General features: G+C 34.8%; 15 protein-coding genes. All 15 read right to left on the bottom strand.

Features of this window, described 5'->3' with window-relative positions:
* Positions 1–81: 81 nt before the first annotated feature.
* Entirely contained in the window at positions 82–852 is a 771-nt protein-coding gene (gene sigG / locus HNR52_RS00235; RefSeq protein WP_435619355.1) for an RNA polymerase sporulation sigma factor SigG, read from the bottom strand.
* A gap of 65 nt (positions 853–917) precedes the next feature.
* On the bottom strand, positions 918–1643 hold the full coding sequence (sigE, locus tag HNR52_RS00240; protein WP_435619356.1) for an RNA polymerase sporulation sigma factor SigE: 726 nt from the start codon (positions 1641–1643) through the stop codon (positions 918–920).
* Positions 1644–1658: 15 nt separating this feature from the next.
* Positions 1659–2510 (bottom strand): sigma-E processing peptidase SpoIIGA, encoded by an 852-nt coding sequence (gene spoIIGA / locus HNR52_RS00245; protein ID WP_435619357.1) that lies wholly within the window; start codon positions 2508–2510, stop codon positions 1659–1661.
* A gap of 223 nt (positions 2511–2733) precedes the next feature.
* Complete coding sequence (ftsZ, locus tag HNR52_RS00250) at positions 2734–3822, bottom strand: cell division protein FtsZ (protein ID WP_013787845.1); 1089 nt, start codon at positions 3820–3822, stop codon at positions 2734–2736.
* 17 nt (positions 3823–3839) lie between these two features.
* Positions 3840–5066, bottom strand: a complete 1227-nt coding sequence (gene ftsA / locus HNR52_RS00255; RefSeq protein ID WP_435619358.1) for a cell division protein FtsA — start codon at positions 5064–5066, stop codon at positions 3840–3842.
* Between the two features lie 22 nt (positions 5067–5088).
* Positions 5089–5436: a small basic family protein gene (locus HNR52_RS00260; protein WP_013787843.1), complete on the bottom strand. Its 348-nt coding sequence runs from the start codon at positions 5434–5436 to the stop codon at positions 5089–5091.
* Complete coding sequence (locus tag HNR52_RS00265) at positions 5436–6155, bottom strand: DUF881 domain-containing protein (protein WP_013787842.1); 720 nt, start codon at positions 6153–6155, stop codon at positions 5436–5438. Before HNR52_RS00265 ends, HNR52_RS00260 begins: the two co-directional genes overlap by 1 nt.
* A gap of 17 nt (positions 6156–6172) precedes the next feature.
* A complete protein-coding gene (locus tag HNR52_RS00270) occupies positions 6173–6892 on the bottom strand; it encodes a cell division protein FtsQ/DivIB (RefSeq protein ID WP_435619359.1) in 720 nt (239 codons plus the stop codon).
* Between the two features lie 62 nt (positions 6893–6954).
* Positions 6955–8205: a UDP-N-acetylglucosamine 1-carboxyvinyltransferase gene (gene murA, locus HNR52_RS00275; RefSeq protein ID WP_013787840.1), complete on the bottom strand. Its 1251-nt coding sequence runs from the start codon at positions 8203–8205 to the stop codon at positions 6955–6957.
* A gap of 70 nt (positions 8206–8275) precedes the next feature.
* Positions 8276–9370, bottom strand: a complete 1095-nt coding sequence (gene murG / locus HNR52_RS00280) for an undecaprenyldiphospho-muramoylpentapeptide beta-N-acetylglucosaminyltransferase (protein ID WP_435619360.1) — start codon at positions 9368–9370, stop codon at positions 8276–8278.
* Between the two features lie 4 nt (positions 9371–9374).
* Complete coding sequence (gene spoVE / locus HNR52_RS00285; protein WP_435619361.1) at positions 9375–10481, bottom strand: stage V sporulation protein E; 1107 nt, start codon at positions 10479–10481, stop codon at positions 9375–9377.
* A gap of 5 nt (positions 10482–10486) precedes the next feature.
* Complete coding sequence (murD, locus tag HNR52_RS00290; protein WP_435619362.1) at positions 10487–11851, bottom strand: UDP-N-acetylmuramoyl-L-alanine--D-glutamate ligase; 1365 nt, start codon at positions 11849–11851, stop codon at positions 10487–10489.
* Positions 11852–11903: 52 nt separating this feature from the next.
* Complete coding sequence (gene mraY, locus HNR52_RS00295; RefSeq protein WP_435619363.1) at positions 11904–12854, bottom strand: phospho-N-acetylmuramoyl-pentapeptide-transferase; 951 nt, start codon at positions 12852–12854, stop codon at positions 11904–11906.
* A complete protein-coding gene (locus HNR52_RS00300; RefSeq protein WP_435619364.1) occupies positions 12851–14233 on the bottom strand; it encodes a UDP-N-acetylmuramoyl-tripeptide--D-alanyl-D-alanine ligase in 1383 nt (460 codons plus the stop codon). The genes mraY and HNR52_RS00300 overlap by 4 nt, the downstream gene beginning before the upstream one ends.
* Entirely contained in the window at positions 14208–15674 is a 1467-nt protein-coding gene (locus tag HNR52_RS00305; protein ID WP_013787834.1) for a UDP-N-acetylmuramoyl-L-alanyl-D-glutamate--2,6-diaminopimelate ligase, read from the bottom strand. The genes HNR52_RS00300 and HNR52_RS00305 overlap by 26 nt, the downstream gene beginning before the upstream one ends.
* Positions 15675–15730 lie beyond the last annotated feature (56 nt).

Raw genomic sequence — 15730 nt, forward strand, 5'->3', positions numbered from 1 at the left:
TTCCCCCTTAAAATCTTTATACTAAAAATATATGCAGTTATTTTTATCAAATTACAATAGAAAAACTTGCCATAAGGCAAGTCATATATATTTTCTCATGTGGGATAATGCTGATTTTTCAAGTCTTGACACTTGAGCTTGTGATATACCAATCTCTTTCGCAACCTCCATTTGAGTTTTTCCTTCAAAGAAGCGCATCGTCAATATCATCTTTTCTCTGTCATTTAATTTCTTTATTGCCTCCTTTAATGCTATTTGTTCCAACCATACTTCATCTACGTTTTTTTCATCGCCAATCTGGTCCATCACGTATATTGCATCTCCGCCATCATGGTATATTGGTTCAAAAAGTGATACAGGATCTTGTATAGCATCAAGAGCAAAAACAACTTCTTCTCTCGGCATGTTTAATTCTTTCGCTATATCGCCAACAGTAGGTTCTTTCGAATTTTCATTGACAAGTTTATCTCTTACTTGCAAAGCCTTATATGCCACATCTCGTAATGATCTGCTAACCCTAATAGAATTGTTATCTCTTAAATACCGTCTGATCTCTCCAATAATCATTGGCACCGCATACGTTGAAAATTTCACGTTCTGATTTAAATCAAAATTATCTATCGCCTTAATCAAGCCTATACAGCCAACTTGAAACAAATCATCTACATACTCACCGCGATTGTTAAATCTTTGTATAACGCTCAATACAAGTCTTAAATTTCCATTTATGAATTCTTCTCTGGCGCTTTTATCGCCATTTTTCATTCTTAAAAGAAGTTCCTTTTGCTTAGCTCCTTTTAACACAGGTAACTTAGAAGTATTTACTCCGCAGATCTCAACTTTATTATTCATATGCCCATCCTCCAAATGTATTGGTTAATTTTAAGTATTACCTGCGGAGCAAATTTTATTCAATTTTAAACTAATCTATTTATTTCTTTTTTGAGTCTTTTTAATATCCTTTTTTCTAATCTTGAAATGTAGGACTGCGATATGCCTAATAAGTCAGCTACTTCCTTTTGAGTCATTTCTGTTCCACCGCTAAGTCCAAACCTCAATCCTATAATTCGTTTTTCTCTATCAGATAGCTTTTTTAATGCATTTGTCAACAACTGTTTGTCAACTTCGTCCTCAATGATTTTATACACCAGCTCATTGTCTGTACCTAAAATATCTGAAAGAAGAAGCTCATTCCCATCCCAATCAATATTCAGTGGTTCATCAAACGAAACCTCCATTCTGGTCTTGCTATTCCTCCTTAAATACATGAGTATCTCATTTTCTATGCATCTTGATGCATAAGTAGCCAGCTTTATCTTTTTGCGCGGATTGAACGTATTTATTGATTTAATAAGCCCAATGGTTCCTATAGAAATAAGATCTTCTATGCCTACTCCAGTATTCTCAAATTTTTTTGCAATATAAACTACAAGTCGCAAATTCCTCTCGATTAACATTGACTTAGCTTCATTATCACCTGATTCCATTTTCGTTATCAAAAACATTTCTTCTTCTGCCGAAAGAGGAGGAGGCAAAGCCTCACTGCCACCAACATAAAAGATCGAGTCTCGAATTTTCAGTTTTGTCAATACTTTTAGTATTGCCAACTGAATAGTTACTTTCACTTTTGTCTTAATATCCACCGCATCATCCCTCCATCAATTTAGCAATTCTGTACCTATAAGTGCTTCATAATCTGAAGTCTCATTTAACTTTTTAAAATATATTCCTACAATCGCATTTTTTTGCGATTTTCTATATCCCTCAACCACCAAATTGTCAGGTATAAATCCTATCAAAATCCCGCTGTCGTTTCCAATAGAATTAAAAGGCACTAATCTCAACCTTTTAAGCCATTTATCATCATCTACTACTTTAGTCATTTCAAATATAGATTCATTTCCCATAGAATCAAACACATTTTTTAATTTTTCTGGCAACAATTCTTTTACAGCTTCATATTCTACTATTGCAACAGGATAATTAGAAATAGGATCATGCAACGTATTGCCTGTATCTAATATCGCCCTTACATCTCTCCCTTTATTATCCATATCTATATGCAGCTTATACAAAATATTGCTTTCTATATTCTTTTTTGATATGTACCCCCAACCAATATAAGTTAAAAGTATTGCGAAAAATAGTGCTGCTATTATGATCTGTCTAATGCCTATATTCACGACGTAAATCAATGCAAAAGCTGTCCCACCTATTATAAATGAAACCAAATAAAAAATGCTTAAAACTCTTATAAATTCATAAAATCTGTTAAATCCAAATGCAATTGCCACCATTAAAATAGATATTATTATTTTAAATGTAAGTGAATAAATTATATTAGGCAAAGAAAAAAATATTAGAATTACATACAAAGCGCCTAAAGCGGACGAGAAAATTAACTTTGCATTATTAGTATTTGATCTGGAAAATCGCTTAGTCAAATATAAAATTATATAATTTATGATCAAGTTTTCGATAAAAATTACATCGGCGTACACTCCTATCACTCCAAATAACTTTAAAAACTACCTAAACTATGTATATTCATTCCGCAACCCTTTATTCCTATTATAATAAAAAAATATCGATAAAATTGTTATAATTTGGCATCAAATTTTCTCTGTTATCAATATTTTTTTAAAGAATTTTATACATTAATGTTAATTAATGTAGTTAAAAAGGCATTAAAAAAACACCCTAATTAAAACATTAATTAAGGTGTTTCTATTTTTACTTTCTACCTCTTCTTAGGAAAGTAGGAATGTCGAGGTCGTCGTTGTCAAACTTTATAACCTCATTTATGTCTTTAACATCGCTTTGTTTTATAAGTTCTTTTTCTATTTTTGGTTTCTTTTCAGATTCAAATCTCTTTTCAAACCCTGTTGCAATCACTGTGATCCTAATCTGATCCTCTAAACTTTCATCAATGACTGCTCCAAATATGATATTTGCATCGGGATCCGCTGTTTCATATATGTAATTGGCTGCTTCGTTAACCTCAAATATGCTTAAGTTAGTTCCACCGGCTATATTTAACAATATCCCTCTTGCACCTTCTATCGACGTCTCCAAAAGTGGACTTTGAACCGCTTGCTTTGCTGCTTCGGTGGCTTTATTTTCACCAGATGCTATTCCTATACCCATGTGTGCAAGACCTGTTTCCATCATGATGGTCTTTACATCAGCAAAATCAACATTGACAAGACCCGGGACAGCAATTAAGTCAGAAATACCTTGAACACCTTGCCTTAAGACATCATCTGCAATTTTAAACGCATCTAACATTGATGTCTTCTTCTCTGCCACCTGCAACAGCCTATCATTTGGAATCGTGACAAGTGCGTCTACGTGTTTTTTTAATTCACTTATTCCCATTTCAGCGTGTGTCATTCTTTTTTTCCCTTCAAAAGTAAACGGCTTTGTGACAACTCCAACAGTCAAAATACCTAATTGTTTAGTTATCTCAGCTACTACAGGAGCAGCGCCTGTACCTGTGCCACCACCCATACCTGCAGTAATGAACACCATATCAGCGCCGCTTATAATCTTTTCAATCTCATCTTTTGTCTCTTCCGCTGCTTTTTTGCCAATTTCAGGATTTGCACCTGCCCCAAGGCCTTTTGTCAGTTTGTCGCCAATCTGTATTTTTGTCTCAGCTTTTGACATGTAAAGTGCTTGCTTGTCCGTATTGATTGCAATGAACTCCACACCTTTAAGTCCTGCCTCAATCATCCTGTTTACAGCATTCCCACCGCCACCACCGACGCCAATAACTTTAATATTTGCAAACTGCTCCATATCTGTTTCAATACCTATCATATAAGACCCTCCTCATATCATATCCAAAAATCATTAAACCAGTCTTTTATTTTTGACAATACCCCACTTTTCTTTTGATCCCTTTCTTTCGGAACCTCAACTTGCTTTTTATATAGATACTTTCGGTTTGCAAAAACATATTTGACGATTCCTACTGCAGTTGAATATACAGGCGTAGAAACTCCAATAGCATTAGGCAAACCCAATCTTACATTTTTACCCAAAATACTCTCTGCTAAATCAAGACTGCCTTTTATAAAAGATATTCCGCCTCCTGTTATTACAATATTTGTTGAAATCTGGTCTAAAACGTTAGAACCTCTCATTTCATCGTACACCATCGTCAAAATTTCATTTACTCTCGCTTCTATAATATCTATTATATCATTAAGTCTGGTATCTTGAGAACTATGATTTGCTATATTTGCTATTTTTACTGTATCATCATTCTCTACCTTCACCACAGAACCATACTTCTTCTTTATAATTTCGGCTTCTTCAAAAGAAATCTTTAACCCGATTGACAAATCGTTGGTTATGTGATTTCCGCCAACAGGTATCATGCCTGTATATATTAAATTTCCAGACTTAAAGACTGCTATATCTGTTACACCAGCACCTATGTCGATAAGTGCTGCGCCCAGTTCTCTCTCATCTTTAGTCAATATTGCTTCTGCTGTAGCTAATGGCTCTACGATGATTCCCGACATGGTGTAACCAGCCTTTTTAACACATTTTTCCATATTCTGTACTGCTGTCAAGCTACCTGTTACAATCGCCGCGTCAACTTCCAACCTTATCCCTGCCATACCTACAGGGTCTTTAATTTCTCCATAACCATCTACTATGTATTCAATAGGGATAAGCTCAATTATCTGTTTATCAGATGGCAAAGCCATTATTTTAGCAGCTTGCAGCACTCTTTCCACATCTTGTGCTGTTATCTCTTTATCATCCCTTGTTACAGCTACAAGGCCTCTATTTCTGTATATTTCAGTAAGACCGCCGGGAATTTTAATATAAACCGATGTAACCTTTTGATTCGCCATTCTTTCAGCCTGTTCGACAGATTTTTTAATAGAAAAAGCAGTTGTCTCTATATCAACAACGACTCCTTTTTTCATGCCATTGCATGGATACATTCCAATGCCAATTATCCTCAGCTCTCCATTTTTGTCACATTGGCCAATTATAGTACATACTTTTGATGTCCCAATATCAATACCTGTTATAATTTCATTCAATTAATTTTCCTCCCCTCGGAGCTTATTGTTTTTTAGAAAAATTATTTAAAATGTATCTCCGAATATAAGCAAAATTTGTAAACAATCTGCTGCCAAAAGCAAAAATCGCAGCCAAATAAATCGGAACTCCTAACACATCACCTATATAGGCTAAAACTGCAGCCAATATAGCATTTCCAAAAAAGCCTGAAATGAAAATAGCATTATTGAATTTATTTTCAAGGCTGGCACGAATTCCTCCAAAAACAGAATCTAGTGCAGCCAGTATGGCAACAGAAAGATATGAAGTATATGCAGGAGGCAAATTAATTGGCAAGAAAAAGCCGATTGCAAGTCCTAAAGCTAAACTTAAAATGATAATTAAAGCCATCAATTATTCCCTCCTTCATAAGGTTTCGCATATTTATACGTTAAAACACCGTCATATTTTTTGACTAATATTTTGTCAGAACGCTTAATGTTAACCTGAATTCCCCAGTTTGACAATGTATCGATAATTCCACCTTTAAGTCGCAATGCAGCTTCCAATGTATCTGGATTTCCAATGGCTTTCACCACATATGGAGGCGTAAATCTGACTGAATTAATATCGATAGTATTACCTATCATTCGTATCTCAGATGTCGCAACAAGTCTTTGGTCATTTATTGATATCGCTTCAGCTCCCGCTGCTCTAAGCTCATTAACTATATTTAGAAGGTCTTCATCGTGAACTAAAAAAGCATTCTGATCAGCACCGGGCTGAAGTTGTGTACTGCCGTCATTTATTGTAACTATGATGCCAGGTCCTTCAACATCAGAAAGCCCCGCTAATTCTTTATATTTGTCAAGGTCATCTTTAAGAGATTTTGTTACTGTGCTTGACTTAGCTGCAGAATTTTCATAATTTGATATTTTCGCTTCTAAATCATTTATTTGTTTTTTCAACTCATCTCTCTCTTTCTGAACTTGATTTAATTTACTTGTAAGTTCCTCTGCTCTTTGCACAGTCAAGCTATCACTGTTTTTCACATTTCTAAACTGTGTTGATATCATTATTCCAAGAACGACACATACAAAAGCAATAGAAACAAAAAAGCTCTTTTTCACTGCACTTCCTCCATTTCTTATGGCGTATAAATTGGATTCCCATTGCTTACTATAAGAATATTTCCGCTGTTATAGCCTTTTTTCTCTAAATCGTTCAATATCTTTTCAGAAAAATTTAATGAATAGCTTATGTCATCAACATTCTCCAACACTACATCTATTCCTGAATCCGTCTTTAATGTAATCTTTGAACCATTAACAATTATACTATTGTATATATTCTTATTATATATTAACGGCAATAGTTTTGCTATGTCCTTATTATTACTTAAATTGTTGATTTTGCTTCCTATCTCAAATTTTCCAACGTAGATTCCCTTTAATATTGGCAATTTATTGTTGTAATCACCTAACTGAACTGCGACACAGTCGGTATCTACATATAGAAATTTGTCTTTATAGCTTATTTGAGCCGCCAATACCCTTTCATCTATTTTTATTTCGACTTTAGAAGGATAAATTATGTTAATAGACGCATCTTTAATGTATGGATCCTTCATAATGGATTTAATGACGGCTGATTTATTTATTTTCAGAGTATTGCTACCTATCTCTATCCCCGACAACCTTATGACATCGCTCTTATCTACTGATCTTGTCCCATAGACATATATGTTTTTTACATCAAATAATGATGTTTTAAATAAAATTATATAAAGTATAATTGCAAAAATAAACAAAAATACGATAAAAACGCTAAACCTCTTTTTCTTTTTATACTGCCTTTCTTCCATCATATACATCGCCTCTATCATATGCTTGTACAAATTTTAGATGATGTAAAACAGCATTGGCTGTTTTACATAGTCCTTTCTATGTCAGCACCAAGATTTTTTAAATTTTCGCTAAAATCTTCATATCCTCTATCAATATGTTCTATGTCTTCTACAATTGTAGTGCCAATAGCACCTAATCCGGCTAAGACCAGTGCTGCACCACCTCTTAAATCTTTTGCAACGACATTTGTTCCCGTAAGCTTGTCAACTCCTTTCACTACCGCAATTCGCCCATCTACTTTAATATCTGCACCCATTCTTACTAATTCCTCTGTATATTTAAACCTATTGTCAAAAATAGTCTCCGTAATTATAGATGTCCCATCCGCAGTAGCTAAAAGTGAAACCATTTGTGCCTGAAGATCCGTTGGAAAACCAGGATATGGGAGAGTTATTATCATGTCAACTGCCTTGGCTCTACCGGTAGAATTAAGTTTTATAAAGTCATTGCCATGTGATATTTTAAAACCACATTCATTTAGCTTTGACAAAAGAGAATCTACGTGTCTTTTAATCACATTTTTAAGAACTACCTCTCCTTTTGTAATAGCTGATGCAATAAGATAAGTCCCTGCAACTATCCTATCAGGTATTATTGTGTATTCCGTATCATGCAATTCTTTTACGCCTCGTATCACAATAGTATTTGTACCTGCACCTGAAATCTTGGCACCCATCGAATTTAGAAAATTTTGTAGATCCTCTATCTCCGGCTCTTTTGCAGCATTTCCTATAACTGTAGTTCCATCAGCCATGGATGCAGCTAACATTATATTTTCAGTTGCACCAACGCTGGGTATATCAAGATGTATTTCATTGCCGCAAATTGACTTGCTTTCACAATTGATAAATCCATACGATTCATCTATTGATATGCCAAGCTTTTTTAAACTTTTTAGGTGCAAGTCAATAGGTCTATGCCCTATGTCACATCCTCCTGGAAAGCTGATCTGAGCAACATTATTTCTTGCCACCAATGCTCCCATCAAAAAAATGGATGATCTCATTGCTCTCATTAATCTGTCTGGAATGTGGTAATCAATGATACCACTGGAATCTACTATAATGTCTGACCCATCAAATTCTACTGTACAGCCTAAGTGTCTTAATATTTCTATCATAGAATAAACATCTTTTAATCTTGGACAAGAATGTAAAATACTTACACCCTTGTTTAATAGTGTTGCAGCAAGTATCGGCAATACAGAATTTTTCGCACCGTTTATCCGTACCTCACCTTTTAATCTATTTCCTCCTTTAATGACATATTTCATCCCATTCTATCACCTCCTGTTAAGCTGTACAATTCATAATATGCGCTTATGCTTCAGGAGGTTACATCGCCTATTTTAGCTTACAAACAAGCCTATAAATTTCATTGGCAGCATCTATCTTTGATAACTTTTTTGCATTAGCTTTCATGGTTTTAAGCTTACTGGAGTCATTTACGATAGATAATATCTTTTTATGCAAAACATCTCCATTTAAGTCTTTTTCAAGAATCACCAAAGCTGCACCATTTTTTTCAAGAACTCTTGCATTGTACTCTTGATGATTGTGAGTAACATTTGGAGACGGAATCAAAATCGATGCAGTTGATGTGGCTAACAATTCTGCAAGTGTGATTGCACCTGATCTACACACCATTACATCTGCAATTGAATAGATATCACCCATTTCATAACAATACGGAATTATCTTAATATTTTCTCCTAATCTTATATCGTAATCTTTGATCATTTTTATTACACTGTCATACTGATTTTTTCCTGTTATCATGAGAACCTGAAATTCTTCTCTCGCCTTTTTTATCACTTCAACCATGTATTCATTAATTTTGGCAGCCCCTCTGCTACCTCCTACAGAAACCACTACTTTTTTCGTCTCATCTAAGCCCCATTTTCTCAATGCCTTTTTTCTATCTCCATTCAAAATCTCCATTCTAACGGGATTACCTGTCACAAAGATTTTGCCTTTATTTCGAAAGTACTTTTTTGACTCATCAAATGCAACGGCCACAATATCCACAAACCTTGAAAGTATCCTATTTGTAAGTCCCGGATAAGCATTTTGCTCATGAATAAGCGTTGGTATCTTCATAATGGCTGCTGTCATGACTACAGGACCACACACATATCCCCCTGTTCCAATTACTACATCTGGTCTATAATCATTTATTATTTTTTTTGCATCTATCAAACCATCGAAAGCTATCTTAATAGTCTTTATCGTATCAACTGATAATTTTCGCTTAAATCCTTTTACCCTTATCGTTTTAAGGGTATAACCTGACTTTGGCACCAACTCTTTTTCAAGTCCATTTTCTGTTCCAACAAATAATATCTCTGCATCTTTTTCGTTTCGCATGATTTCATTTGCAATCGCCACTGCCGGATATATATGACCACCTGTACCGCCACCTGTCAATAAGTACCTCATTTCATCAACTCCTATCCATGTTTGCGTACCTTGATATATTCAATAATATGCCCATTGCAGCCATCATAAAGACTGTAGATGTCCCACCATAACTGATAAATGGCAAAGACACACCAGTAGCTGGCATTGATGAAGTTACAACTGCAACATTTATCAAAGTTTGAACGCCGATCACACCTACAATACCTGTAGCGATAAGGCATCCAAATACATCCGGAGCTTTTGCCGCAACTCTAAGGCCTCTTATTATAAGATACAGAAAAAGCAGCAGTATAGAAGCTGTTCCAATAAGGCCAAGCTCTTCACCGATTATTGAAAAAATAAAGTCGTTTTGTGGCATTGGCAGATACATAAACTTCTGACGACTTCTGCCTAAACCGACTCCAAAAAGCCCACCTGAACCTAAAGCATACAACGACTGTACAATTTGATAGCCATGCCCTTTTATGTCCTGCCAAGGATTTAAAAAAGTAAACACCCTTTGCCTTATGTACTTTATGCTGGTCACAACGATAATAGCTGCAGAGCCACCAACTCCAAACAACGTCGCCATAAATGATAATTTTGCACCCGCCACAAATAAAATTATTATGGAAATGATAAATATTGTACCAGCAGTGCTGAAATTTGGCTGCTTCATAATGAGTAAAAAGAATATTCCGGCAATCAATAGTACAGGAAGGACTCCCTTTTTAAAGCTTTTTGCATAATTAGGGTTATTATCAAAATATTTTGCAAAAAACAGTATTATGGCGTATTTAGCTATTTCTGACGGCTGCAGAGTGAATCCGCCTATTTCAATCCATCTGGTAGAATTGTACCTTGTACTTCCTATTCCTGGAAGCAATACCACTATAAGTAAAATTATGGACAATATCAACAACCCATTTGACAGCTTCTTCAATTTATGATAATCAAAATTCATCATAAATGTCATAGCAAAGAAGCCGATAATTGCCCACAAAAGCTGACGCTTCAAAAAATAGAATGAATCATGGTACTGGTAATACGCATTTGCAGAGCTTGCGCTAAATACCATCACAACACCTATGGACACAAGAACCAATACAGATATAAGTATATTGTAATCAACGGGATACTTTCGATTCACTGAGCCTACCCCCTCAAAGAATTTACTGCATCTTTAAAGAGTCTGCCTCTCTCTTCATAATTTCTAAACATATCCCAACTTGCACAAGCAGGCGATAAAAGCACATTGTCACCAGGTTTAGCCGCATTATAAGCAGCATAAACAGCATCATCTATGCTTTCTACAAATATAACATCATCTTCTGAATACCCTTCTTTTATAGCAGATTTATAGATTAAATCTTTTGTCTCGCCAAGCAGAATCAATTTTTTTACGCGACCTTTAAAAGAAGCAGTAAATTCATCAAAACTTACACCTTTGTCATATCCACCGGCAATCAATATGATAGGGCCTTTCATGGCTTCAATAGCTTTTATTGCCGCATCTGGATTTGTACCTTTTGAGTCATTGTAATATTTGACTCCATTTACGTTTCTTACAAATTCAATCCTATGCTCAACGCCTTTAAATGTCCTCAATGTTTCACTTATGACCTTAATATCAATTCCTGCCAAATAAGCCATTGTAGATGCTACCATGGCATTTTCTACATTGTGATTTCCTGGAATATATATGTCTTCAATGTCTATTATCGTACTTTTTTCTCCATTTGCAGAGATTATGATTTTTCCATTTTCAAGATACGTACCGTACTCTAAAGCTCTATTTCTGCTAAATGGAAAAACATTGCACTTGGCTTTTTTAAATAAAGAAGAAATATTTTTATCATCATAATTTAAGACAGTGAATTGATCAGCAGTTTGATTTTCAAAAATCCGCCCTTTGATTTCAATGTAGTTTTCCAATGTCTTGTGTCTATTCAAATGATCCGGGGTTATATTTATTATTGCGCTTATTACAGGTTTAAACTCCTTTATTGTTTCCAATTGAAAACTGCTTATTTCCGCTACAATGACATCCTCCGCATTAGCATTTATTGCTGCTTCAACAAGAGGATATCCTATGTTTCCTGCAACATATGTCTTTACACCTGACGCTTTAAATATTTCACCAAGCAGCGATGTTGTAGTAGTCTTTCCATTTGTACCAGTTATAGCGTATATAGGCGCTTTTGACAACCTATAAGCAAACTCCACCTCACCTATTACATCAATACCCTTTGATTTTGACAATACGACTATATCAGAATCCATAGAAATCCCAGGACTGACGACAACCATTTCTGTGCCATTTAAAAGTTCGTCTGTAACTTTTTTAAAGCAAAATGTCACACCTTTTTCTTTAAACTCTTTTAAATCATCACCAAACTTATCTTCATTTTCTGAATCAAACACAAATATTTTAGCATTTAACATCAATAAGACCTTACACAGAGCTTTGCCACTTAACCCAAATCCTGCTACAACAACTTTTTTACCACAAAAGTCCATTTTTTCCTCCTGAATCATAAAAAAATTTTTCATTCTGATTTTTAAGATATATTTAACTTATTCCATAAAATGACACAAACACTGCTATCAAAGTTACCATCCAAAATAAAAACACGACTTTAGTCTCTGACCAACCAGAAAGCTCAAAATGATGATGGAGAGGGCTCATTTTAAATATCCTTTTACCTGTAAGTCTAAAGGATACAACCTGCATTATGACCGACAATGCTTCAGCGACATAGACAATTCCCACCACTACTAAAATAACAGGCAATTTAGTCATTGTTGCCAAAGCCGCTACAGCTCCACCAATTGCAAGTGAACCTGTATCTCCCATAAACACTTCAGCAGGGTATCTATTAAACTTCAAAAATCCAAGAAGTGCACCAGTAATTGCTGCACCAAACATAGTTAACGATGAATTGTTCATAAAAAAACCTATTAAGGTAAAAAAAGCGGTAACCATAAAGGATACTCCTGATGCAAGCCCATCCAATCCATCCGTTAGATTAACACTATTTACAGTTCCAACAACTACAAACATTATAAACGGTATGTAAAAGTAGCCTAAGTCAATTTCTCGCTTCAAAAATGGAACTATTACATCAGTGCCAACTATATTCTTCGAAAAATACGCAAACAAAATAGCTAATGCAAATTGACCTAAAAGCTTTTGCCTGGCGGTAAGACCCAGCGATCTTTTATACCTCACTTTTATGTAGTCATCCAAAAAGCCGATTATTCCATATCCTAATGTTATCGTGATTAACAAAGCCATGTATTTATCCCATTTTGAAAATACAATATCAGCAATGAGCAAAGAGATAATTATGATTATTCCACCCATTGTAGGTGTTCCAGCTTTTTTTAGATGCGTCTTAGGTCCATCGCTTCTTATACTTTGACCAAACTTTAATTTAGTTAGCCACGGAATAACAATAGGACCTAATACGACACAAATTAAAAAGGAAACAATTGTAGCAAATATCATCTTTTGTATCATTTATAAGCACTCTCCTGCAAAAATTTCACGATTTCCTCCATCTTCATCCCTCTTGAACCTTTAACTAAAAATATGTCACTTTCTTTCATAATATTTTTTATGACATCAATGGCTTCTGCATTATTAGCACATCTAAAGACATTATCATTGTTCATTCCTTTTTCTATTGCCCCATCAGCTATTTTTAAAGCATAATCTCCAACTGTTATAAGTACATCAATGTCATTTTCCTTCACGTACTCGCCAACCTCTCGATGTGCAATGTCTTTATACTGTCCTAACTCTAACATATTGCCTAAAACAGCTACTTTTCTTCTCTCTGTATATCCACCTAAAACTGACAAAGCAGCTTTCATAGATGAAGGATTTGCATTATACACATCGTTTATAATTTTAATACCTGCGACATCTATTATATTTAATCTCATAGCACTTGGTTGAAACTTAGCCAGTGCTTTCCTTATATCTTCTTTATTGACATCAAATTGGATTCCTATACAAATTGCCGCTAAAGAATTGTATATATTGTGTTTTCCAGGTACGTTTAATTCTACGTCTAATACATACCCATCTATCAAAACCTTGTATTTTGAAGATTCTTCATTTAATTCTATGTCAAAGGCCTTAATATCGCCATTATTTATGCCGTATGTCACAAATTTAGGACCTTTTTTTTCAAGCATTTTTATTAACATATCATCATCTGCATTAATTACGACTGTATCGCCATTTTTAAAATCTTCAATAAGTTCTGATTTTGCCTTTAATATATTTTTACGAGAACCTAATTTTTCAATGTGAGCAACTCCAATGTTTGTATATACCGCAACATTAGGAGATGCAATGTTTTTTAACCTTCTTATTTCGCCAAAACCGCTCATTCCCATTTCAACGACAGCCATATCATGATCATCATTAAGCGTAAATAAGGTAAGGGGCAAGCCGATCTCGTTGTTGAAATTTCCGATTGTCTTTAAGACATTGTACTTCATCGATAAAACATCGTAAATCATATCCTTAGTTGTAGTTTTTCCACTGCTGCCAGTTACAGCAATAAACGGAATATTGAATTTACTTCTATAATATTTAGCTATCCTGTGCAAAGCGTCTTTTGTATCTTCGACAAATATAATCGGTTTATTATCGTGCCTTATACAATTGGTAGACTCTGTAAGTGAGGCAGAACCTACATTTAAGGCATCATCTATGAATTTCTCTCCATTGAATCTTTCACCTTTTAAAGGTATAAACAAATCTCCAGGCTTAATTGTCCTCGAATCGGTACTTATACCGCTTACGCATATATTTATATTTCCAGATAGCAATTTCCCTTCTGTCGCATCTAATATCTCTTTAACTGTTAAAATCAACTTTTTCATCTCCATTTAATATATCTCTTACTATGTCTCTTTCATCAAAATCTATGACTTTGTCTTTCAATACTTGATATGTTTCATGACCTTTACCAGCTAAAATTACGACGTCATTGTCCTTCGCTATAGATAGTGCGTACTTTATAGCTTCTTTCCTATCTTCTATGATTGTGTAAGGACATTTTGTATTTTTAATGCCTTCTTCAATTTCTTGTATTATCTTAATAGGCTCCTCCGACCTTGGATTGTCCGAAGTTATAATTACAAAATCAGCATATTTGCCAGCGACTTCCCCCATTTTAGGGCGTTTACCTTTATCTCTGTCACCTCCACAACCAAAAAGCAATATCTTTTTCCCAGTATTGTATTCACCAAATGCTTTCATCAAATTCTCAAGTCCGTCCGGAGTGTGGGCGTAGTCAATCACTACATTGTAAGGTACATCCAAATCAAGAACTTCAAATCTGCCTTTTATCTTGACATCCTTAAGAGCCATTTTCACAGACTGAAGCGGTATACCCAATATAAATGCTACTGAAATAGCCGCCAGTGAATTGTAAACACTAAATAGTCCCGGTATCTTTAAGGCTATTTCACTTTTTATATCTTCTATCTGAACGGTAAATTTCGCACCTTTAATATCGTTTTTGATATCTTTTGCCATTATGTATGCATAGTCTTTTATACCATATGTTACAACTTTAGCATTAGAATTCTCTATCATATACGAAGAATAATCATCATCTATGTTTATCACGCAAGCTGTCTTTGCCATCCTAAAAAGTTTAGCCTTTGCATTAGCATATTCATCCATCGTCTTATGAAAATCTAAATGATCTTGGGTTAAATTCGTAAAAACAGCTATGTCAAATTTGCATTCATCTACTCTGTTTAATGCCAATGAATGTGAAGAAACTTCCATCACTACGTATTTCACACCTTCATCAACCATGAGCCTAAGGTATCGTTGAAGATCTAATGACTCTGGCGTAGTCCTCTCAGTTGGATAAACTTTATCGCCAATCATGTTGTGAATCGTTCCTATCAACCCGACTTTATTGTTCTGGCTTTCCAGTATGGACTTTATCATGTATGTGACAGAAGTTTTGCCGTTTGTTCCTGTCACGCCTATCATAAAAAGCTGCTTTGAAGGATCTCCATAATAATTTGATGCGATTTTAGCCAATGACTTCCTGGCATTTTCTACTTTTATGACGGTGATGTCTTTATCTATGCTTACTTCACGTTCAACTACGATGGCAACAGCTCCTCTTTCTACAGCATCATTTATGTAATCCGCGCCATCAAACTTAAATCCTTTGATTGCGACAAATAGCGAACCTTCTTTCGAATTTCTCGAATCATAGCAAATGCCTTTTACATCAACATCGATGTTGCCTTTAACCGTTGTATAATTTACATCCTTTAATATATCCACAAGTCTCATAATAGGCCTCCTAATTCATTATATACATTTAATAGTATAGCACAATTATGCAGTTT

Source organism: Thermoanaerobacterium thermosulfurigenes (genome assembly GCF_051201035.1).
GTDB classification, from domain to species: Bacteria; Bacillota; Thermoanaerobacteria; order Thermoanaerobacterales; family Thermoanaerobacteraceae; genus Thermoanaerobacterium; species Thermoanaerobacterium thermosulfurigenes.

Excerpts from the sequence above, each read along its gene's own strand:
- sigG (WP_435619355.1), bottom strand. The coding sequence starts at position 852 with ATGAATAATAAAGTTGAGATCTGCGGAGTAAATACTTCTAAGTTACCT.
- ftsZ (WP_013787845.1), bottom strand. The coding sequence starts at position 3,822 with ATGATAGGTATTGAAACAGATATGGAGCAGTTTGCAAATATTAAAGTT.
- HNR52_RS00300 (WP_435619364.1), bottom strand. The coding sequence starts at position 14,233 with ATGAAAAAGTTGATTTTAACAGTTAAAGAGATATTAGATGCGACAGAA.
- murA (WP_013787840.1), bottom strand. The coding sequence starts at position 8,205 with ATGAAATATGTCATTAAAGGAGGAAATAGATTAAAAGGTGAGGTACGG.
- mraY (WP_435619363.1), bottom strand. The coding sequence starts at position 12,854 with ATGATACAAAAGATGATATTTGCTACAATTGTTTCCTTTTTAATTTGT.
- HNR52_RS00270 (WP_435619359.1), bottom strand. The coding sequence starts at position 6,892 with ATGATGGAAGAAAGGCAGTATAAAAAGAAAAAGAGGTTTAGCGTTTTT.
- HNR52_RS00260 (WP_013787843.1), bottom strand. The coding sequence starts at position 5,436 with ATGGCTTTAATTATCATTTTAAGTTTAGCTTTAGGACTTGCAATCGGC.
- murG (WP_435619360.1), bottom strand. The coding sequence starts at position 9,370 with ATGAGGTACTTATTGACAGGTGGCGGTACAGGTGGTCATATATATCCG.
- HNR52_RS00305 (WP_013787834.1), bottom strand. The coding sequence starts at position 15,674 with ATGAGACTTGTGGATATATTAAAGGATGTAAATTATACAACGGTTAAA.
- murD (WP_435619362.1), bottom strand. The coding sequence starts at position 11,851 with ATGGACTTTTGTGGTAAAAAAGTTGTTGTAGCAGGATTTGGGTTAAGT.